Origin of the sequence: Chloracidobacterium sp. (genome assembly GCA_016711345.1) — a bacterium.
Classification (GTDB): Bacteria; Acidobacteriota; Blastocatellia; order Pyrinomonadales; family Pyrinomonadaceae; genus OLB17.
Window position 1 is genome coordinate 845287 of record JADJTD010000001.1, and the last position, 23149, is coordinate 868435.

A 23149-nucleotide genomic window follows, 5' to 3' on the forward strand; every position below is an offset into this window, starting at 1 on the left:
CTCCAACAATTTGGCTTTCATAGCTTTCAGGATTTGTTGCCTTGTAGGACATTTGTATTTTCACTCCTCGATTTAGCTTGAAACTGAAATCCACTGATAAAACAGTAACAACACCGGAAAGGAATGGATCAACTGGTTAACTCATCACATTCTCAATTATTATTTTATCATTTTGATGATTCGGTCTAATAAATCAATTCTACATATCTGACCCGCATTTCCTCTCGCTCCACCACGTCGTTATACAGAAAGTATTTATCGCTGCTTACAACATCAGCCCATTTTTTATTTTCAAACCACTCGACCTCCACGATACGGATTCTAAAATGAGAAAATTTCTCCGATCCAGCTTTGCGGGCAAGCAAATTTCCGGTTTGATCCGGGTTGGAACTCCTAAGGAATCGAAGCTTTTTTGATGCCTGGTTCGTTCCCTCTTTAACATTTTCGAGAAGCGGATGTATGAGCGCCCATTGCCCTTGGCCCTTCGGCTCGTCTACCTGAGAGATCACCGGATACCAAGCTATCTCATCATCGCTCCCTTCTACAGAAAGAAGAAAATTAGATCGAAGTAGCCACTCATTCTCTCCCCCGGGTCCTTCATGGCGAAAGTGATGCAGCGATTCATAGTCAAATGAAAGCGTAATGTCGACCTCTCCCGCCTTATCGAGGAAATCAGTAATTCCCCAGGGGTTTGGAATCCACGAGACCCCCGGTTTATCAAAATAGACAGAAAGTCTTCGCTCAGGAAGCAAGTAACCCCAGACTCCCCGTTCCACTTCTGAAACACGGCAATCTTTTTCTAACTCTTCGAATGTCGTATCCGGTTTGTATTCGAGATAATTTACCGCGAAGGGCTGATAGTTCAAAAGGGCAAAATTTATAAAAGGATTGTGAAGCTGCTTTCCCTCCGCAGTTGTCACGTCGAGTTCAATTTCACATTTCCATAGCTGTTTTTCCAAATCAAAACGAGGCAGAAAATGAACTATACCTAGATCCCCGTCGTAGCGAGCGTCATATTTATTTTCTCCCTCAACGTTAAAATCAAAATCAGCATTACCTTGCCAACGGATATTTTCAGGTTTGAGAAATTCACTTTTGGTTTCAAATCGGTCTGAAACAACGTCCCTACCCGCCTTGGAGATTAGGTCCTTATCCGCCAAGATATCGTTGTACCTGCTCCCACTTTCTCTTACGACGATTCCAATACGTAGCTGTTTCTCCGCCCTCGGGCTCTTTAAATATAAGGTTGCCGAATTACCTTTTTGTGAACTGTAAATTATGTCGTCTGCTTTGTGTTGTTTGTGATTTACGGCAGTCACAACGTATTTTATCTCGGGCCTTCCCGGAGGCGTGCTACGCAGGAGGATTACCGGGAATTCCTTTTCTGTTTCCAATGAATAGTCGCCTTCATCTCCATTATTTCTGCGAAAGTATCCCGAAAACTTTGAGAAATTTCTCAGTTTATATCTACGCTCCTCGAATTTTGCCGATTTCGCATCAAAGGCGATTTCCAGAGTCGATCTTATGTTGCGGAATAGTTCGTTCCCGGTACGCTGAGCGTTAGACGAACGCTTTAGCTGATCCATGATTGTATTGCTAAACTCCAGAGTGAATTCGGGATACGCCTTGTTATTGTTGCTTTCGAAGCTTAGAACGGGATGCTCGGGGAAATGACTAATTGCCAGGCTTTGCGAATCTGCACGTGGAACGTTGTTCGGTCGAGCGTTTAACGAATAGTGTCCAGGTTCATCGGCATACTCTTCTTTTCTCATCCAAAGCTCAAGACCGCCAGTCGGGAGTTCATTCAGGACGAAAGTTGGCCGATCCACCGTTGCATGCCGTCCTAGCTCTCGGCATTCATCTAGGCGCTCAAAATCAGCCAAAAAGCTTAGTCTCACCGATGAGTTGCCAGCCCCGGCGTTTTCTTCGGGCCTTGTCCAATTAGGGGGAAAGATTACGTTCTTAGTCACATCATAGTCGGCATATTTTCCTACGGCATGCATGGTTCGGAGCCAAACGTCAACATGCTTGAAAGTATAGTCCGGGGCATGCTGAGCGGAGGAAAGTTTATGTATTCTCGGTTGTACAAGGGGTTTTCTTACGGCATGTGACAATTGGATCGTTTTAGTCCCAACTCTACTTTCTTCGGACACCATCATGTCGATCCCTAGGTCTTTGTACCATGGGTTTAGCATAAAGTGCGTCTTCCATTCTTCCGTAATAGCCGTCGTGAGTTTGGCATAAATGATTGCCCCTTTTGTCAAAAAGACCTGTAGTTCCTTCGCTCGGTCCGCATGGTTGATTGAAGGATCAAAGGAGCCTCTCGCTTTATGCAGTTTCAGCAAATAACTAATAGGTTTCACTCCGGGTTGGCCTCCGAATTTCAACCTCAGTCTTTCGCGGGAAACAAAAACGTGCAGCGTACATTCTTTATCCCAGAAAAATTCAATTTCGCACCCTTCTATGGAGGGATCCGAAAGATAATTGGGGGTGATATGGGGTGCGGAATAAAAATTCTTCATCTGAGTGCCACCACAGTAGCTCTCACATTTTTCGGGGCATCTGTTTCTAGACCCTTTGATAAACTCTTTATAGCCCTCTTCATTCAGGAACGGGCAGTTATAACGAGTTTTCCATTTGAAAGAGTCTTCTACACTCATCGAGCCAGGCGATACCAGTCCGTAGTAAAACGCATGCTCAAAAGCTATCCGGTCGGGGAGGATGTGCCGGTTGGAAGTTTGATTCTGATCGGAGTTATCAAAGAGACTGTCGCTTCTAACGATTAAAGATTCGAGCGACTCCCGATCCCGCATCGGCAGCGAATCATCGTTCTGTACATCTGCCGTGTGATGGAGGTTAACCGGTTTCTTGTTCTCTAGCGGAGAGAATTTTATTTGCGGGGGTAAGACCGTATCACCGGATATGGATGCGAACTCAGCCAACTCTTCCAGACACATCTGTGCCGACTCGCCTCTCGAGATCCGTGGCGGAATGCGCCACCCGCAGGAATAAACTTGGCAAATAAGAAAAGAATATTCTTTCCATTTATTCCCTCCAGCAAATCTCAATTTAGGACTTTTTTTGCGGAAGTGATGCGGTATTAGGTAGTAACAGTTCAGCGATGATTCCTTCCGTTTCTCGATATTAGGAAAATGGAAAAAATCTAGTACCGGCGAAATCCGAGCTTTAGATTTCGTATACCCCGAATCAGCTGGGTTCTCCTTGTCCTCCCGAACCACATCTGATCGCCGGACCGTGCTTTTCCGTGAGAAAGCGCTTTTTAGCGTGAGAAGTTCACCTGCATATTCAAAGAGCACCTCGCCGATATTAGTTTTAAGGCGACCGTGTTCCGCATACTGATTAACGGTATCAAAATGTATGCAACCCTCATGAAAATCGTTTGCATATATAGGTACAGTTTCGCCCTTAAGTCTTATTTCAAGCCGGCGCCCCGTCAAGGAGAAGGTCTCTGTATTCAGATGCCGTACGTCTTTTCCAACCCTTTCAACATCCGTAATTGCAATTGTTACACCATGGCCTTGCATGGCATATTCATCCGTGAGTTCAAATTTTTTTATTTCTTCGTCTGATTGAGGTAACTCAACCGGTTTTACCATCTCATGGAGCTCCGGATTCATATAGAGAATGCCACGTGTAAGGGCGTCATGAACCTCCTTTCTGTTTTCTAAGTGGTTATCATCGAGCCTCTCAACCGCATTTCGTAACGACTCTTCAACAGCCATTTTATCGAATCGGACGAGGGTGGCTTTTGCTGCATTGAGCAAAGAATTATGATAATAACTTTTTCCGTCGTTCGGTTCCGGCTTCTTACTATTAACTAAGTAAGCAAACTTATTCTTGAATCGAACGACTTTAACGCTAGTCGTAAGATTTAGAATATCGGCACCAATTGTCGACCAATATTGTTGAGCAGCGAGATTGAAGGATAAGGAGAATCTACTGCCCCCGGCCTCCGTAGGAAGAATTGAGCCGGGAAGTTGAATTTCGTAGTCCCTTATTAATCCCATTATTCTCATAATTTCGGGCTCATTCGAAAGCATTGAGAAACTCTGAACTACTTCATCAATATCGATTTCGTCACCGTCTATATATTCCTGTGAAGAAACACCAAAAAGATCATTGATTTTCAACTCTTCGACGACGGAGTTAGCTATTGCTTCCTGTTGCTGCTTGACGGCCGCCTCGTGTCGCTGCTGTACGTCGAGCGAGGCATTGTGCGGTTTGTTACGAAAATTTGCGAATGCCTTCCGGATATTCTCCAGAAACACCGGACGTTGACTCTTAAATCGTTTACGAAACTTGAGGCTTTCCAACACTGCGATTTCCCGATTGGTTGCTGCAGCCTGAGAACCCTGCACAAGTTTCTTCATAGCCTTGTTCTCGAATCGTTGAGGGTTCTGTTTCATCTCCTCTCTTATCGTTGCGATAGGCCGATTCTCCGTTCTGGTCCGAGGCGCAAAATTGCTTTCGTTCAGAATGTGTGAACGGAGGTTTGAAATCATCGGAAGGTTTCCATCCGCGAACAAATTCTCGGGAAAAGGATCAAGTAGCTTATATTCTTTTAGGTGAGCCTCCGCGCCTATTGATTTGTTTGGTGGAAATATGGACGACCACAGCAGTGTTCGTAGAGACGAGGTTTTGTCGTCCCGTGACAAAGATGTTGCAGCACATCTGAAAGGGTTTCCCTCTTGATCGACCCCGGTGAATTTGATTTGCGAGTTTTGGTTCGAAAACAACTCTTTCAGCAATTGAAGAGCTTGATAAAATTCGGAATACGCTGTTTTTTCAGTGGCACTCTCTGCGTCGCTTCTCTTAAATCCATGGAAGTAAGTATTTATGTCAAAGCAGACGGACACCACTAACTTGCTGGCGTCTTTTCCCCGAATCCCGTTAGGCAAAAGGCGTGCAATAAACTTTGCATTCTCTACTTTAGAGGGCCCGGCCAAGGGGGAATGCAACTCGCGGTCTTTCTTCATCCCCGCTGATTGATCGCGATCGAAAGAAACCGATTGCTCTGTTTCAAAATTGCCATTTTGTTCTTTCACTTTTTCATACTCCCAACTCACATAACCGTAATGAAGTCTATCCACGACTCTTGCGAAATATGCTCCGTTTCGACGATTGGCTGGCTGGTCTCGTCCAGTTTATCTAAAGCAGCCATATATATATCACAGGCAAATTCCGAGGCCCCCTCGACCGACAAACTACGACCGGAATCATAAAAGTGTTCCATTTTAGAAAAATGTCTCACTAAACTCTGGGCGTTCTCGAAATTATTCCCGCTAGAGGTTTGCGAAGTATTACTACTTTGCGCGCCACTGATCCGTTTTGTATACGTAGACGTGAACTTCTTTCTTATGAATCCGATCTTTGCAGAATGAGTGACGGAACAGCTCCCTTCAACATAACTGTTCTGGCTAACGACCCCAATATATATCCGCACGCCTACTTCCAATATCCATACCTTGAGGCGCCCCTCGGCGACGATGTAGCCCTCCAGTCGGACACCAAAATCGTTTTTTGTGTATCGAAAACCGAATGCGAGTTTTGCCTCGCCCGAAAAAGGCCCGAAACGGAGACCGGACCACACTCCGGCTTCAAGAGCACAGTCAATCTCTACTATTCCCCGTTTGGTATCAACCACCAGTCCAAAGAACCCGAAACCAGCATAAATATTCACTGCAATTCCGAACTTTTCTTCAGGCGTCGCAAGTGAAAATCCGAACCTCATCGGACGGTTGTCAAAATATATCTTGAGATCAAAATTTAGCGAGAGATTAAAAAAAGCAAAACCAGGCGTCTGGATCGCCGGGAGTGGAAGCGAGTAGCCAAGCGATGCGTGATCCGGTCGGACCGCAAGGATTAGACCCACGCCTAGTGTTTTTAAGTAGCTCTCAAAAGCCTGCACAAATGAGAGGGCACCTTCAAACTCAACATGCTTTATTTTTACGTCAAATTTCGAGCTTTCTCCGGAACCGGCTGAAAAACTCACACGTTCAAAGACAATGTTAACCATTTCGAAAAATCCGATTCCAAAGTTGGTTAGTGTGTTTTTCGAAGTATTGGTTATTTCGCTGACTACTGGAGGAAAGACCCCTTCCGCAAAATGCACGACCGTCCTGACGTCAACGGTTAAATTGGTATTTGGATTGGAAAGCTTCTTAAATGTAACTACTCCAAACTCTGCGTCCCTGAAATTTGACGTATTCCATTTATACGTGAGTTCTTGCTTTTTAAGGGAAGTTAGGAGTGTGTAGATGTTACGAGCTTCCTTTATTTGATCTGCTGCAAGTTTGATAGACTCATTTCCTACGGCATTCTCAAGCTCGGTCTGCTTTTCGTCGATATACTGTCTTACGGCCTCATCAATGGCGTTCGATGCCTGGCTTTTCAACTTCTCTGCATACTCCTGCGCAGCTTTCTTTAAGAGTTCACGTCCGATCTTGAAATTTTCTTCAGAAAGCTTTATGGAATCATAGAAAATCTTTGCTTGAGCATATTCATCCTTAAAAGCTTTCTTCAAAAATTCCTCGCCTTTCGGGATATTGTTGATGGTATGATTTACTAGACCTACCTCGTGTACAAATTTCTTTCGCACATTTCCTAATTCGACGGGCTTATTAAGAGCAAGATCTTTAATATACTTTTGTCGCAATTCTTCGTATTTATCATACTGTGCTTTAATATCGCGGGTGAGTCCGGTATATGCTTCATGCAGCCGTGAATTGAAAGTACCTCGTATATCAAGAATCTCCTTTCTGATACGCTCCTGTTCCTGGTAATAGAAGTAGGGATCAAATTTACGCGCAAAATCAAGGAATTGGTCGACTTTCAACACTGTTTCTTGGACTCTCTCGACCACGTCCCTTTGTGTCGCGGTTAGTTCTGATGTCCCCCGGGCTAAGGCGCGTTCAGCGCTGCTTTTCCATTCCCTGATTTCTTCGGCAACGGCCCAAGTCGCCCGCTGGAAACTCTCCACCGACTGGTCCAGCATCTTCCAGTGTTCTGTGTATTCCGCGTGGAGGACCTGGAGGGCCACCACGGCTTCTCTCTGAAATTTCGTGCCGTCAGCGTTGCAGGCGATAAATCGATTTAGGTCTGCGACCTTCTTCTTTACCTGTATAAGCCCCGAATCTTCAACCGAACGAAGAATGTTGAATGGCTCTAAACGGCTATCGGGGGAAAACATTGATCCAGAATCAAAGTACACTTGTTTGCCTTCACCGGTTGACAGTTGCTTATTGTCATTGGAGGTCTTAAATAGGTGGTCTAGGCGAATTGAATACTGTTTAATTTCTTCATGATACAATCGACGAAGGGTCCCCGCGGGTTCGTTGCCAAGAAAGTAATCCTCAATTTTATGAAGTTTAATATTTCTCAGGCTTGCGGGTAAGTTCTCCAGCTCCTCGGCTTTTATATTGCCGAATAACGCGCCCATTTTCGCCTTCTTATCCTCAAGCTCTGATTCTAAGATCTTAACTTCGCCTTCGATAAAGGTCTTAGCGATTGCACTATATGAGTCTATGAGCGATTTGACATCGTTAAAACCTGCCCCATCCAGAAGGACCTCAAACCCTTGAGTCTTGTAGTATTCAAGCTGGGTCTTTACAAGAGATTGCAGAGTATCTAAATCCGCAGTCAGCTTAAGTGTTTTAAGACTATCTAAGGTCTTTTGGATGTTTTGACGTTCAACATTTAGAAGCGTCTCAAGCCTTTCGACTTCAGCTTTCAGACTCTTTATTATGCTTTCGACGTCCGCAAACTTTGCTTTTATTTGCGTATAAACCTCGGATTCAATGGAGGAAGCAATTTCCTCAATACGATTTGCAAATTTCTCGATTTCGAAGAGGGGAGAATTCTCAACAGGTATTAGTTCTTCGAGAAGCCTAATGAGATCCAATCCCATGAGTTCAGAGAACTTGCCGCGAAAGATCGCTTTTGGGTCTAAATCTTTTAACTTCTCAATAGAGGTGTTGGCGATCCCCGGCGTTCTCCCGCCATCGCTACCTAAGACCAGTTCACCCCTAATTACGCGCTCTTTGAAGTCCGGCGGTAACGTTATACCGTTTTCATCGAGTGAAATTGCATCTGGGACGATATCAGGCACAGCAATATTTCCGAGATAGGCCTTGGCCTGTTGCAAAGCTTCGGAAATCTGTTTGTAAGTATCGTTTGAAGTCTCCTCTTCCCCTCGCTTGAACGGTCCCGTGTTCTGCAAAATAAGGCGGGCTCCGTTTCCCACCAATTTGGTGCCGCCCGAAAGCTCATATTTACCGAATTCGTGAGAGATGTAATCTGGATGATATTCAACTACCGAGGAGATCTTCTTCTTTGTTAAATCCCTAATATGATCCACAAAAACCGTTGTGCGTAGCATTTGCGGAAAAATGACGTAAGGGAAGTATCCCGCCGATTTGTTCGGCGGAATAATTGTGACATTGAAATAGGTTTCGAATTCACGCGTTTCGAGGAAATTTGTTTTTGACAAAAACTCATTGCCGGAAGGTTCGCGATCTACACCCGGCTGCGGCAGACTTGGCGTGTAAGCAATAATCTGATTCTGGAAAAAAGTTTTTCTACGCTCAACCCGAGGATCACTAATCTCCGTTTTTGATTGTCTTGAATAGGTGCCACGAAAATAATTATCATAAACCTTTCCGATCTCACTTTTTCGGTCGTTATCACTTTGCGCATTGGTAGCCTCAACCAAATCGTCCCTAATAAACATAAATGGGGTACTTGCCAAAACGGAATTCCCTTCCCAATCTTTTGCCTCGTAATCACAACTAATGTAGTCCTGGAGTGAAATTTCATCGTCAGGAGTGCCAACAGCGTAAACCCCTTCGCGAACGGGCCAAAACCATTTGAGTTTTTCGAGTTCGCAGACATCTCTTATGCTTACTTGGTCCCTTAAACAGTCGACAGGTATTTTTCCTGGATCTACCAGACTCAGTTCGGAAAAAGGGAATCGACGCGGATGGCATGAATTGGTGAGGGCGGGACCGATAATGGGATCAAATTCTGGAACAAAAGGTATTGAGTGAAAAACTAAGGAGCCCCAGTCTTCCTCCGTCGCGAGTTTGTCATACCGAATTTGTCGGTCGATCGGCAGGCAATATTGCTTTAATTCTATAAAAGAGGAACTCAATACGCGGCCATTTTCAGTCCAAGGCAAATCACCGATCTTGCGCTTGCCTTCGATGACATGCATGTATCTCTGACCAGTCTTCGCATTAAATCCTAAGCGTGCGACTTCGGTATGTAAGATGCGGCCCTGCGTTATTAACTGTCTAAATTTGATGAGGGAAATTCCAGCCGGTTTGTTCTCCACATTCTCATATTGTAAATGAGCAATTGCACCGAGGCCGGTAAAAAAAAGACCATTTTGCTCTCTAATCTCGAACGCTGAATTAGTGAAGTCTAGATGTTCGCCTTTGGCGAACTGCGTTAGATAAACCAGCTCAGCTTTGGTCAGAAGAGTAGGAAGCATATTCTCTTCTTTGATGTCGTCACAGTTTAATTTTGCCGCGCTGCAGGCCGGTAATCTGTCAAGATCCTCGAGAATGAGACCTGCCGCCCGAAAGGACGGGGTATCGACGAAAATCTGATCCTCCACTGTTGCCGTTTCGGCCTTCGTTCGTCCTGCTTCAAAAACGAGTGTGTTGTTCCAGATTTCGAATCGGTCAGAGGCTGGTTCATTCGCATCCCCGCCTATGACGACGTTTTTATCCAACCTTACTTTTTTGCCGGAGTTGGTGGGAACGAGGCACAGCTCATTCGGCAATTCAAAAAAAGTAGTAGGAATGAACGTCTCTGTATCGGAGCGAGTGACGTTCTTATCTAGCAACGTTTGAATTATGGATTTGAATTTGTGAAATACAGCGCTTCTGGGCTCAAGTGCGGTAAGAGTCGTTTCGGAGAGTCGGGTTGGGCTCCATATTTTTCTAGATTTAAAATTTTCGCACACCTCCGATGTCCCATCGAGTGCCACGAAATCAAACTCTTTCTTTGGTGTGCCTTTCAGCTCAAGCCAATCTACGAGCGTAATGAGTCGAACATTTTTTTGGTCGTTCCAATCCAGAATATTTTCCAGGGAGAATTTTAGCTTAGGGTTCCGGTTGGCCAAGTTGTCTGGCCACAACTGAAAAGCCAAGTACGAGAAGCCAGACAGCCTTGCTTGGGGAAGGATCGGCTCAGATCCCGGCTTTGCGGCCCAGAAACCCGTTTCATTTATAAATTGCTGCGGAAGTCTCACAATCATGAAAGACTTTTCCCCGCTCTTGGCTTTTACAAGGCTGCTACCTTTCTTGTTTACGTTGATAAAGTAAAAGTGGAGATTTAGCAAATTTCTGCCCAGAAGGTGAAATTCCCGTTCCTCGCTCAAACGACCTGTGAGAAGTCTAAAAACATCCCCAGAGTCTAGCCCCAGGTCCGGAGAAAGAGCCTTGGAGGCAGATGCTAGCGTCGCCGAAGCCACCGTCGATACCTTTATGAAGTCACGTCTGGATATTTTCATGAGACAGTTTTCGTCGGGAAGCCGTTATCGCCATCTAGGGGCTGTGGGTACATCTTTTTGTTTTTCGGAGCAAGCGCTGATCAATAATTCAAAAATGACCGGAAACTCCGTAGCGGTTTAAGATAAAAATTGCTTGAACAACGGTAATATACACTATTCGGACTCTTTCGCAAGTCGAGGTATTAAATAATGGTCCGCTTCTTCGATTGCGGGCAATAGGTGGGTCGTTTCCAAGTTATACCAGTGCAAATGCGCATATGCCGCACTCTCGTCTATACCGAATGAGTTTGATGGAATATCGGCAGATGCGCACTCCATAATGCTGAATTTAAGTCTCTTAACCAATGGGTTGGAGGTTCGGTGTTCCGTTCCAAAATGGCGATATTCACAAGTGTGGCTCGTGGTTGCCGCTTCGGATGTTTTGAATAGATGAGAATGGAGTGCTGCTGAATCTCAGATTCACAGCAATCGGCGCATCTGGTTCGATGTCACCCCTTACGTGGGAACGCATTGTGTTGAACGAGGGCGATCCGCGAACAATGGCTACCGATGGATGGATAGAGTTATTGGCTGCGACTACTAATTAGTTGTTTAACTTTGTGCTCCAACGGTATGCTCTGATGAAGCTAACTAAATAAGTAGGATTAAGAAACTATCCAACCTCAGGCAAATTGCCTCTGCGTGATTCGTTATCGAAAGGTCGTCGGTTCGAACCCGACGGGTGACTAGTCATAATACGAGCTAAGTTGTTGATTTTGTTGGCTCCGCAGGCACACAACTATTCTTACAGGTCCAATGAATTCTATTAAATGAAGGCCGGTTTGAGAATCCAGTTAAGTCCAATAGTTACGGTCAAGAGAGCGGTAGTTTATCGCTTCACTAATGTGATTTGGCTGGATGTTTTCGCTTCCGTCGAGATCGGCAATCGTGCGTGAGACTTTTAAGATACGGTCGTGGGCTCGTGCCGATAATCCCTGCCGAAGCATTGCCTTTTCGAGTAACTCTTCGCTCTGAGAATCCAGAGCACAGAATGTCCATATCTGTTTCGGTGACATCGCCGAGTTTGAAAAAACTCCGTCGGCACTGAATCGTCTTAGCTGTATCTCGCGTGCCTTAACAACTCGTTCGCGGATCACTTCCGAGCTATCGCCCTCCGGCACACCGCAGCCTCGAAGCTCGTTGAAATTAACGGCGGGGACGTCGATGTGAATATCTATCCTGTCCAATAGCGGGCCTGAGATCTTGCCGACATATCGTTGTATCTCCGCGGGCGAGCATTTAGCTCATTCCCATGGTTGCCGCACCAGTTGTCAAAAGGTCGGACCTGCAAACCACCGCGCACGTGGACAAGTTTGTCGCACTCTTGGCACACTAAAGAAGAAAAAGGGGGCTTCCCTAAAAATCGTCTCTGCGAGGTTGAGAATCGCACAATCTGAATTTATAATCGCGTCCGCTCTGTTAATAAGTGCCTTTGCGGCGTTAAGAATCACAACCGAGCCGGTAATAGTTGCTTCGCATAGAAGGAGAACCGCGTTGCGTAAGCTAAAAACCGCGTTGCACAATGGAGGAACCGGGCGCGGTAGCGACTGGGTTGCCTTGCACGGGCACAGGAACCGAAATTACAGTAGAAAAACCAAATGAACGAAGCGTTCCACTCTAATTCGGGCATAACCGATTACGAAGCCGCCTTTATGAGCCGTGGCTTACCGGCGGATCTCCACGACGCCTGCGACGATTTCGGGGCCTCGATGTCCAGCCTCGCCTCAGTACTTGCCGGCCGAGCCGAAGCCACGGCCGAGTTCACCGATTGGATACTCCAATGCATGCCCGCCTGCCGAATCCTCGACCGCATCTGCCGCGTAGAATACGAAAACAACCCCGGCGAACTAGCCGCCTGGCTCCAAGCCGCCCACATAAAAAAGGCGAAAGCAAAACCACCCGCGCCTTAATGCATTAGGGACTTTGGCCCCTTGAGCCATTGGATTTTAGTAATGATAATGGAGGAATTTTCGAATGAATTATTTTATACACAAGGACGGTCAACAAATTGGCCCTTTTAACGAAGAAGCTGTTCGATCAATGTTATTTGATGGACGGCTCGCTTCAACTGATCTCGCTTGTAGAGAGGGTGATTCGAATTGGTCGAGTCTCGAAAGCCTTCTGGGTAGTGACCCAGCCGAAGTGAATGTGTTAGACCGTGAATTTAACTTATACGATACATATTCGGATCAAATGAGTTCTCTCTTGGATCAAATGGCAGAAACCGAAGGGAGGCAGCTGAAGGAACTTAGTCGCCAACTTGATCAAAAATTACAGATAGCAAGAAATCATGTTGACGCCGTACGGCAGCAATTTCCAGGGGCATTTGAGGTAAAGGCAATGGAGGCTGACATCTTGTTCATGATGGCAAGGTATAAGGTAAGTCAGCAGGGGTTTTTTCATAGTGCCAGTGGAAGGATGCTTAATCGTGGAAAACGGAAAAAAAGTCTCACAAGTCTATCTGTTGCGGCTGCGACCAGAATGGTCGCTAATCAACAAGAAAAAAACCGAGCCATGGAATCGATTGCATTATTAGACCAAAGTATCGGGACTTTTGACACTGCGGGAGCCAGATTCGCGAAAGCAACAATTCTGAAAATGATGGGGCAAAAGGTGCCTGCTCTGCAAGAATTGAATTACATCATTGCTAATTTCCAATCGGATGACTCCTATATGCAAGCGAGACAACTAAAGGATGAAATCGAAAACCCACCGAAAAAAGGCATGTGCTTTGTCGCGACTGCGGCTTTCGGAGATTACAGCAGCCCAGAAGTTCAGTTTCTCTCTCGTTTTCGAGATACTGTCCTTGCGAAATCTCTTTCAGGTCGGTTATTCATCCGAGTCTATTATTCGGTTGGGCCTTGTTTGGCTGCCATCATTAGCAAATCGCCAATGCTACTTGCTTGTACGCGTCAACTGTTTCTTCGCCCTATGATTTTTGTATTGAGGTCTTTATTTCGACGAGATTTATAATTTAGAAAGTAAGAGGAAGGTAATAAAATGGCTATTTGTAATGCATGTGATAAAGGAGGCGTTAAAATGCTTAAAATGTAACGATAAGGGAACTGCGGATACTGGCATGTTTCGAACCCACACCGAGGAGTGCAAACTCTGTAACGGTTCGGGCAAAAAGAAATGCGGTGTGGGCGAGGGGAAAGGCTCGCTGCGAGTTCTATGTTATCTCCCATTAACGCCAGAACGGGGAATAATGAATGCTTCAGAGAGAAAACATATTTATCTTTAGGAGAGTATTCTTATGTCCAGTTCTGCTGAACCAATCTTACCTACTATCGAACGTGCGCCAACGACGATCTCGTTCCACCGGAGAAATTGGTTCCCAAGCTCTCGCGATGTCTAGGACGCAAAAAGATTTGCTGTGACGCTTGCAAAATTCCCGCTGGATTAGATCATCAGCGGCCTAACTGGCTAGGGCGGACAAGTTCCTAGTTACCGACTCATCGAATTTCGGTTGGAAAAACGGACAAAATTTATCTCTTCTAACGAAGCCGCTGTCAACACTTGTCATAGCGTCCACTAGTCACTTTTCAATCCGTCCCGAGAGATCCAATTTCTTGATTGAATAGTCATTAATAGTCCAGCGCGAAGGTCAACCAAAGGTTCCCATCCAAATTCATGGCGTATCCTGTCGATCGACGGAATTCGGTCTGGTATATCAACAAATCCAGATGGGAAAGATTCGTAAGGAATGTTCATAAGATCGGACGAGCTTTCACACAGTTCCAGAATAAGCTCGGCCAAGTCACGAATGTTTGTTGATGATGGATTCCCGACGTTGTAGGTGCGGCCGCCCAACGCCGGAGCTAGAATAATTTTAATAAAGGCATCGATAGCATCGGAAATATATGTAAAACACCGCTTTTGAGAGCCGATGCCGTGAATTTCAAGCGGTTCCCCGCGTAACGCTTGATCCACGAACCGGCTAACAACACGATCAGTAAGGCCTGGACCATACACATTAAAAAGACGCACAATCGCAAAATCAAGATTATCCACTTGCCCACACGCGTGGATATAGTGCTCCACGGCCGCTTTCGAGGTCGCGTAGCACCAGCGGCTTTCCGAAACACTCCCCAGTACCCTATCGGAATCTTCCGTCCATGGAAGTGCCGAGTTGCGGCCATAGATTTCAGAGGTCGAGCTAAATACTAGTGGGACGTGATATTGGGAAGCGCTTTTCACGACGTTGAGAGAGCCATGGAGATTAACTTCAATCGTCAACTTCGGACGAATGACGTACTCCAAGGGGATCGGAATGCCCGCCAAATGGCAAACTAGATCCGAGTCACGAACTAGCCGATCTACAAGATCCGAATCCAACACACTGCCGACCACGTGCGCGAATGAACCAGAGAAAGTCAGCTCATCGGCTTGAACGTCGAGCAAACAGATCTCATGTCCGGCCAGGTGTAGACGGGTCGCTAGATGGCTACCGATGAAGCCCGCTCCCCCGGTCACTAGAATTTTCACAAACGCTCCTTCCTGATCAGCAATCTCTCCAACTTGGGATAATTATTTTAAAACATTTTTCACGTACTTGACACCTTTCATCAGAATGGTGTGAATTATACTTGGATACACGCCAACACCTTCGGTTGTTATTAAATGATCCTCATAGTTGTAATCCATCCACTCTACCTTAATACCGTGATGTAAAAAAAAGTCATCCGAAACATATGTTTTCGAGCCAGGCCCGCATAGGTAACTCGACGCTCCGATCTCTCGACAAATTTTGACCAATCGCTCCTGTTTTTCTCCTGAAATCGGTGGCAACTGGGAGCTCCGCAAGGTCAGAGTTTTGATTCCCAGAAATTCTGCCAACGCTGCAATCGCAAGTATGTTCCAATTAACTAAATGAGATGGTCCAGACAGAATTAGGGCGTCAATTGCCTCCAGAAGATCAGGTTGTTGGGTGAATGAATAAGATTGTCGAAGCCGTCTTGAGACCGCTCTTCTCCACAATTGGCTGTCATCCCAATGAACTTCGTTCATTAACCTGCGCGAGCCATTTGCTGTGCTGACTGGGGCGGACAGCCAACTCGCTTGTCCCTGTTCGTGAATCCAGGTCCGGCAATGCCAACTTCGCCTTCTAAACTGAACACTATCGTAGAAAACAAAGCAGTCTGCACGCCTCATCAAGTCAAAGTAGCCCATGAACGGAAGGAAGTGCGGCTGAATAATTACTGCACGCATGTCATCAACCCCGCCTCCAATAGTGAAGGTCGTGAGCAATTGCACCGATTCGAAATCCTAAGGCTCGCGAGGCTTCAAAAGATGCGAAGTTTTGCAAGGTACATTTATAAAACCATTCTGCCGGCCCCTGCGGTAGCTTAGAAATTGCTTCAGCGAATAATCGTTCGCCTAAGTGCTTTCCCCTATCAGACGGATTAATCAACATAGTGAACCAATTTCCGGCAATTGGTGGCTTTGACGCATTTGTTCCAAAAAAGACCAGTCCCGCAAGATAGCCGTCCTTTCGAGCTGTTATTACATGTTCCCCCAAATGCCCCCCGAGACCGTTGCGTATCACCGCCTTGAATCGATTGCTGACTGCCTTCCTCCCAATATTAACATCTAGCGAAAACCGGTCATCGAAGAAGCAGTCTTCGGCCAAATTCATCGCTTCAGCTATTTCGTTTGAGCTTAATGGGGCGACGTTTAAGTTGTTCCATTGGAGTTTGTATTCACTTAAAGAACCAATTTGCGGCGGCTTTCCCGCCCTACGATATAGCCACACATTGCTAACGATGAACTTTGCACCAGCCTGCTGAAACAATTCAAGGGCCCTCGCATTATGGCCCAGTACGGAAATTCCGAGCAATGAAAAATTAGAAGATTCGAGAAGGCCCCGCAAAATCGTTGCCAATTTTGTTATTACCGACGCGGAGGCCAGGTCTATGTTTTTAACACACCAGTGGAGTCGAGCGACGGTATCTGATAGTACATCACTATTGAAGGAATCTGGCTCAATCCAAAAAACCGATTCAAATTGATTATCACTCTTAATCCGAAATCCTTTGCCGCCGACAACGGAAACGGGCCACGACTTCCAATGATAAATTTTTGCGGCTTCGGGTGCAAAGCCCGGTAGGTCACACGAACGGTAACTCTTGGTGGCTTGGTTTAATTCTTGAAATAGGAGATCGAGTTCAGTTTCCATGGGTTGATAAACCTTGAAAGAGCGCTGGAAAAAACGATTTCATTGAATACTGGCTAATAATTTGCCGGGCATTTTCTGCTATCTTTATTCGTTCACTGGGCAAATCCCTATAGTGGAGTATTAGTTCTGCACACTCTTCGACGGAGTCGAACATAACGATAGCTTTACCATTTTCAAAAAATTCGGGAATCAGCGGTCTATAATCGTGTAATATGAAGGCTCCGGCATATGGGAATTCCCATGCCCGTAGGGTAGTGCCGTTTGACTTAAAATCAGTGACATCGCTAAAGTTGCCAAATGCTATATTGCAACGCGTCACACGAATACGAGTTTTGACATCTTCAACGTCAAAACCCTTGGTCACTAGATAATGCGTTGAGTCAGGCAAAAGCTGTTTTAGCTGCCAAAAGAAACGAAACCGTTGTGGAATTAAAGTTCCGATAAATCCCCAGTCGAATTCCATGTCGACTTCAGATGGCGGATCACTTACGTCAAAAAGCGGGTTACCTAATCCGACAAGCAATTCTGCAGTAACTCCAATTGATAAATAGACCGGTAACATATTGTCGGTAGAGGTGAAGACGCGAGCCGCTTTTTTCAAGATTGGTATAATCAGCGTATTTATATTCTCGTCAAAAAAGGCAAGCGGGTCATCCATCATTACGACGACCGGTTCTCCAAGATCGCAACGATGCAAGACATTTCTCGATAACTCCTTGCTCATCGGATAGTTGAAAATGAACTGTCCGACCGACGAGCCTTCAAAATCCGGGTGGGCTCCGTTTCGTCGTGCAATGCTGATAAGAGTATAGCCTGCAGGTTCAAGGCTCAACCGAAGGGGTTCGTAGTGAAAATGTCCCGGATAAATATTGGTAACAATTATTTGATTCATAATAGTTCACATCCTGGGTGGGGGAACGGTACCTTATTCCTAAGCTGTTGGCATTCTGCAAGAAAGGGATTCATAACCGATGATGGGCGATCCAAATAGAAAACCTCGGGTATGTCGGTTAATTGCGACACCTTAATCAAGTCAACGTCTTGCGGATCATCGATCGACAGTTTACCTGATCGCCCTAACGTCTCACCATCTAACGATGATCGTTCCAGCATTGTCATATGCCAAATCGGCGTGGTCACCATCCGCATTCCCGGATAATCACCTCGGCTTATTACGCTGCCTGAATCGAAAAGGACCTCCTCGGACCCATACGATCCCTTCCAGTGAATTCCCTTTGTGCGTCGAAACGCCTTAGCTGAATAACTGCCTTTCTTGCCCGCAATTTGAAAATTATCATCGTTAGTTGCACTGAAATAGCCCAAACGTGGAAACGGATAGCAAAGCGGACATACTATTATCTCCGCTTGGGTGTCCTGCCTAATATCGGCGATTTCGAGCCAAAGAGCAGGAGCCCAGACTTCATCTCCGTCAACAATTGCAAACCATTCAGTCTCGGTTTCACGAATCATCTCGTTTCTTAACTCGGTGATGGCATTGGAATCGACCAGGCCAACACTTCTAAAAGAGATCTTGCGGGATTTCACTTGCCCGATGATGTCGATTGTGCGGTCTGTCGAACCCGTGTCCCATAATATCAGCCGTGAGCAAAATGGTAATGCCGAACGCAATGCATACCAAATCCATCTCTCTTCGTTGCATATCAGGCAATGAACCGTCAGGTTTTCAGCAATCATAAAAAATATTTACGGGCGATGTATATCTGAATCGCGGCTAACCCATATCATGTAATCTTGACGTGGCCGATAACCCCTTAGGGCGACTATATTTTCTTTGTAAAGATCCCATGAAATCAAGAGAAAATCTTTGTTTCGATCCACCATTATTGGCGAATCTGAAATTTCAAAGATATTTTCGACCAAATCGGGGAGTTGTGACGAAAAGAGCTCCCGTTCCCCCTTTTTTAACCAAACGACACATCGTCTCCCCGCAATCGATTTAGAAAGCATCCGTAAATTGCTTTCTAAATGGCTTTGAAGCTCCAGGAATGTAAGCAGGGTTGGATAAAGATTGTCCGAAACTAGCGCCCATTTTGCAAGATTTTGAAAACAGGGGATTGAATCTGAAAAATATCGCATGTCCCAAACTGGAGCAAATGTAAAAACAATGGTTCTCTCTTCAGAATCATAAACGCTTTCAAGGTCAGCTGCTTCACAAACGCGGACGGCTAGTCCGGCCCATTCCAGCGAGTTGGCAAGCATTTGGGCTTGCTTGTTGATAATTCCGCAGGTTGAATTTTTCAAGATGACACCCTGGTGCCCAGCTAGTAGTTGCCGATAAATCTCCAGAAAGGAATTTGCGGTGAGTGCTTCCTTTAGGTCTTCAGACAGCGGCGCAGTTTGTTGAATCACCCAGTCTCCCAGGAAAAGAATGTCCAAGTGGCTGGTTACAAAGAAGCGCAGGGCCTCAAGTGGCGACTGTATTAAAGGCTCGCCTTGACCATTAAACGAAGTGTTGAGGATGCAAGGGACCTCGCCACTATCGTTAAGGAGTTGGAGAATACTGGAAAGTCCTCCGGGATCGTGGGGTTTTACTGTCTGGATACGTGCCGTACCATCAACGTGTACCGCCGCCGGGATTTGATCGAAAGCACCGGGCTTCACCGAAAATGAGAGATTCATGTGAGGCGACGGTGAACCTGAATTAACAAATCGGTGTAGGTCGATCTCTCTGAAGACCGGGGCGAGCGGGCGCCATTGTTCTCTCTTTTTGATCTGGTTTAGACGAAAGTGGTTCAGCTCAAACCGCGGGTGGGCCAAAAGACTTCTCCCGCCCAGCGCCCGCGGGCCAACTTCGGCCCTTCCTCGCGCCCATCCAATGACCGCTCCCTGCCTTAGTGCTTCGGCGGCTATTTCGGCCGGATTTTCACAAAAGACAGCCGGTATTTTTGTGTCCGACAAAGCCATCTCAGTCTCGGAGTTTGTAATCGATCTTCCTAGGAATGCCATATCCTTGGTTTGTCGACTATTTCTATTACCTCTACGTAAACCGGAAAGCAGAGCTGCACCCCATGCAGAACCTGCATCGTGCGATGCCGGTTGAATCCAGTATTCCTTAAATATGTCGGAGCAGATAAGCCGGCCTAACGCCACACAATTTTGCATTACTCCACCGGCTAGACATAGATTCTGGGAGTCCGTCAACAGTTGACATCTTTTAGTCATGTGCAGAAGTAGTTTCTCTGTCACAAGTTGGACAGATGCCGCAAAATCAGCGTGTTCTTGAGTAAGTGGGTCGAGCGAACTCAGGCGCGGATGAATTGGGACATGCCGAAGAAATTCCTCGCAGGCCCAATCGCTGGACATATTACTCCAGAATATGAGCGGTGCCTGAAATCTAAATCCTCCCTCGGCTTCGATCGAGATGACCTTATCCAAAATAGTGCTTGCAAACCTAGGATTGCCGTAAGAAGCAAGTCCCATTAATTTACCCTCGTCAAGACCCAACAAATGGGCTGCGATCCAGTAAAACACGCCGATTGAGTGAGGAAGCTCAATCTGTTCAACAAGTGTCAATTCTTCTTTGTTAGCCATCCATATCGTAGCAGTCTCTAGTCGTCCAGCTCCGTCAACGACAAGGACTGCACTCTCCATAAATGGAGAGGGGTAGTACGCGCTGGCGGCGTGCGATAGATGGTGGTTATGACTTTCAATCGTTGCCCCCGGAAAGAGTTTACGCAACTGGCTGTCAGATTGGGTAAAATCTCTCGTGCGCCCCAAGCCTAGAATCGTTGAGAATATCGGTTCGGGGTCTGGGAAATTCCGCCTCGTTCTTTCCTTTACCTCATCCCCGAAATCTCTCAATACGTTTTCTTCGCACTTAACTTTCAACTGCTCAATCACCGTTTCATCAATCTCGAAACTGTATGACAGGCAGGTCACCTGCTCAGGTTTTAGCTCCCCATCTTCGATCAACGTCGTGAGACCATGAAAGGAAAAAAAGTCAGTATGTTTGAACCGATTGAAGCGTTCCTCCTCTAGCAACCATGCCGCACCGCCGTTGGTATCAAGCAGACAATAGGAGACGTCATGGCTGGTGTTGATGCCGAGAATCATTTCTCCTTTCTCCCTGAAATATCCGCTGGGAGTGGAATTTTGCTCCACTTAAAGAATGAGTCAATTTTGGGATAGGAACAATTCGGAAGCCAGGGTTTTTCAGGTCCGGCATAATGTAGAATTCTAGGCTGATTAGGCTCGATTTTCCAATCCCAAAATTCAGCGATCGCGTTGAGCTCCCTCGGGAGCCATGTGAACGGATACGGCGATCGGTTAAAGGCCATTATCAGCGCACTTTGATCCCCTAACAAAAACCAATCGCCATATTTATTGTGCAATTCCAATAATTCATCGAATAGGCGAGTTCCCCAGAATTTGACGTCAACAGCCAGCACCCCGGAATTGAAAGCAGGAAGTTCGGGATCAAGTTTGCACTCACGAAGTATTTGTTGATCTTTGAAGTTTTCCTTTATAGTCCAATCTAAGTTAGGAGCCGCCGCAAATGGTACGTGCATCGACAATAGATCGTCAATTGGCCGCAGCAGAATAGTATCCGCATCAAGATAGATAGCCCGACTAATGTCTAAATGAAAAACTCCCAATCGCCCCCAAACTGGATCATCCGGCAAGTCCATTCTTCGTGAAACAACCGTAACAAATCCAGAAAGGAATAACTCCTGTTCAGAGGTTAGGTCCCATGAAATTACAATAATCGGAACGAGAGGGTGAAAATGTATTAGCGATCGTAGCGATGCCATTAGTCCTGGGAAAAAATCTTGATTTACACAATAAACCACCGACTCCCTCCCCCACGGCGATACTGACTGAAGCCTTGCAGGCGGCGTACTAATGTCAGCATCCCAACTTCCATCAGATGAAATTTCTGCGTGCGGAAATCTACGATCTACTTCCCGCACGATTTGAGTATTGCTCAAAAGATAACCAGAGCCTCTACGAACCGTCATATTCCTGCCCATTTGCTTACGTTCTGTGGAACCTCCGTGGTTACATCAATTCCGTTTCCTTTTGTCCATTTTTGGAAATGATCCCGCGCCAACTCCGCTGCCAGACCAGAACGAAATGCTCCAGTTTCCAACGCAACGGTATGAAGTCGCACCGTCTCTTTATCTAGAACCATTAATAAATCATTACCAAATCTGGTGAAGTTTGTGGATCCGCGTAATTCATCAACAGCTATGAGCAAACGAAGCACCTGCAGACCGAAGGCTTCGAGCAGATCTTCGGTGGTGATATCAATATCCTTTTCTTTGGCAGTCAATAATCGCTCGTAGAACGCAGCTACCGCGATAAAAACGTAAAGGGCATGAAACAACCCGATGGCTGGTCGAGGATCCGGTCGCCATGGAGAATAATAAATTAAGGAATTCGATGTCTCATCTTCAAATATGCCGTCGATTAACATCAACTTATTCAATAGGTCGTGCCGGTGTTCGTGAATAAGACCGTCGGTAAACCAAGGCTCGTATGTGAGAGTTGTACAAATTGCACCGGCTGCTGTTCGGTTCGAGCCCGTTGAGTGATGCTTAGTCACCGCTGTGGACGTAGGGGTCAGTACTCGCAAGTTAGTTGATAACTCATTGTACATTTCTGGCCAGCGGCGCTCGAGTAGACTTTCACTACGGCGCAATCCTCTACTCCACAATTTCAAATCAACATCGGAGTAGCAAGTATGATCAGCTCTAAAAAGGTCGCATAACAAAGGCTCGCCATATTCGAAAGTGAGCCTTTTTTCAAAAAAACGGGGAAACCCAATAATGCGATGCTGCTGCGTCAGATCGGTTTCGGGCGTGTCGCAGCGGATGGGGGTCTCGAATTCGAGGCTTTCGCAGGTAAGTCGAAGCAAACCAACCTCTGATGAATTTTTCACTTCAAGGCGGACACGAGTTGGTCGGTCTAGGTTTATCATTAACGCGAACCCAGGAAATGAAAACTTGGCAGGCAACATAATGTCACTAATTACACAATCAACCCGTGCCGCAGCAAAACATGCGATTGCTAACGGTGCAAACCCATCTAGATGTTGCGGTAGGGCTTCCAAATCGGCGGCATGTAGTAATTCGGCGGCGCGGTATAACCAACACGTCGAAACCGGGTGTGAAAGAACCGTTATAATCGATTCGGTTTGGAGTTCGCACACCGATTGCAATGCTCGGAACGAATCTAGAGTACAGAGTTGTGGCGCGACTGTCTGAAACAATTGCTCTACACGGGCCAGGTTCAGTAATTCAAGCTGTGATTTAAGCTTCAATAAATCACGAAGTGAACGATCATTTCCTGGTTGTCTGACCCATCGTTCGGGTTGTTGGGCTAGATTTACTTGTATTTCTTCGAACGAATACGGTGAATGCATACACAATGAG

14 protein-coding genes are annotated in these 23149 nt (G+C 46.0%); 3 read left to right on the forward strand and 11 right to left on the reverse strand.

Annotated features, from left to right (window positions below; all coding sequences use genetic code 11):
- Positions 1–185 precede the first annotated feature (185 nt).
- Complete coding sequence (locus tag IPL32_03490) at positions 186–5066, reverse strand: hypothetical protein (protein ID MBK8464871.1); 4881 nt, start codon at positions 5064–5066, stop codon at positions 186–188.
- Positions 5067–5083: 17 nt separating this feature from the next.
- Positions 5084–10537, reverse strand: coding sequence for a twin-arginine translocation signal domain-containing protein (locus IPL32_03495; protein ID MBK8464872.1), 5454 nt, complete (start codon positions 10535–10537; stop codon positions 5084–5086).
- 440 nt (positions 10538–10977) lie between these two features.
- Between IPL32_03495 and IPL32_03500 the strand changes: the two genes are divergently transcribed.
- On the forward strand, positions 10978–11124 hold the full coding sequence (locus tag IPL32_03500) for a hypothetical protein (protein ID MBK8464873.1): 147 nt from the start codon (positions 10978–10980) through the stop codon (positions 11122–11124).
- Positions 11125–11370: 246 nt separating this feature from the next.
- Here the strand turns inward: IPL32_03500 and IPL32_03505 are convergent, their stop codons facing one another.
- The gene (locus IPL32_03505; GenBank protein ID MBK8464874.1) at positions 11371–11799 is read right to left on the reverse strand and encodes an ATP-binding protein; all 429 of its coding nucleotides are present in this window, start codon (positions 11797–11799) and stop codon (positions 11371–11373) included.
- Positions 11800–12228: 429 nt separating this feature from the next.
- On the opposite strand from IPL32_03505, the gene IPL32_03510 reads away from it, so the two are divergent.
- Both IPL32_03510 and IPL32_03515 read left to right on the forward strand, forming a co-directional pair.
- Positions 12229–12486: a hypothetical protein gene (locus IPL32_03510; GenBank protein MBK8464875.1), complete on the forward strand. Its 258-nt coding sequence runs from the start codon at positions 12229–12231 to the stop codon at positions 12484–12486.
- Between the two features lie 64 nt (positions 12487–12550).
- Positions 12551–13549, forward strand: coding sequence for a DUF4339 domain-containing protein (locus tag IPL32_03515; protein MBK8464876.1), 999 nt, complete (start codon positions 12551–12553; stop codon positions 13547–13549).
- A gap of 561 nt (positions 13550–14110) precedes the next feature.
- Here the strand turns inward: IPL32_03515 and IPL32_03520 are convergent.
- The 8 genes from IPL32_03520 to IPL32_03555 are packed head-to-tail and all read right to left on the reverse strand — an operon-like array spanning position 14111 to position 23139.
- Positions 14111–15064: an NAD-dependent epimerase/dehydratase family protein gene (locus IPL32_03520; protein ID MBK8464877.1), complete on the reverse strand. Its 954-nt coding sequence runs from the start codon at positions 15062–15064 to the stop codon at positions 14111–14113.
- 42 nt (positions 15065–15106) lie between these two features.
- Positions 15107–15787 carry a WbqC family protein gene (locus tag IPL32_03525; GenBank protein ID MBK8464878.1) on the reverse strand — a complete coding sequence of 227 codons (681 nt, stop codon included), beginning with the start codon at positions 15785–15787 and terminating at the stop codon, positions 15107–15109.
- 4 nt (positions 15788–15791) lie between these two features.
- The gene (locus IPL32_03530; protein ID MBK8464879.1) at positions 15792–16754 is read right to left on the reverse strand and encodes a hypothetical protein; all 963 of its coding nucleotides are present in this window, start codon (positions 16752–16754) and stop codon (positions 15792–15794) included.
- Positions 16744–17646, reverse strand: coding sequence for a glycosyltransferase family 1 protein (locus IPL32_03535; protein MBK8464880.1), 903 nt, complete (start codon positions 17644–17646; stop codon positions 16744–16746). Before IPL32_03535 ends, IPL32_03530 begins: the two co-directional genes overlap by 11 nt.
- Positions 17643–18449, reverse strand: a complete 807-nt coding sequence (locus tag IPL32_03540) for a glycosyltransferase (GenBank protein ID MBK8464881.1) — start codon at positions 18447–18449, stop codon at positions 17643–17645. The genes IPL32_03535 and IPL32_03540 overlap by 4 nt, the downstream gene beginning before the upstream one ends.
- Before the next feature lie 9 nt (positions 18450–18458).
- Positions 18459–20828: a hypothetical protein gene (locus IPL32_03545; protein MBK8464882.1), complete on the reverse strand. Its 2370-nt coding sequence runs from the start codon at positions 20826–20828 to the stop codon at positions 18459–18461.
- Positions 20825–21733, reverse strand: a complete 909-nt coding sequence (locus IPL32_03550) for a hypothetical protein (protein MBK8464883.1) — start codon at positions 21731–21733, stop codon at positions 20825–20827. The genes IPL32_03545 and IPL32_03550 overlap by 4 nt, the downstream gene beginning before the upstream one ends.
- The gene (locus IPL32_03555; protein MBK8464884.1) at positions 21730–23139 is read right to left on the reverse strand and encodes a hypothetical protein; all 1410 of its coding nucleotides are present in this window, start codon (positions 23137–23139) and stop codon (positions 21730–21732) included. Before IPL32_03555 ends, IPL32_03550 begins: the two co-directional genes overlap by 4 nt.
- Positions 23140–23149 lie beyond the last annotated feature (10 nt).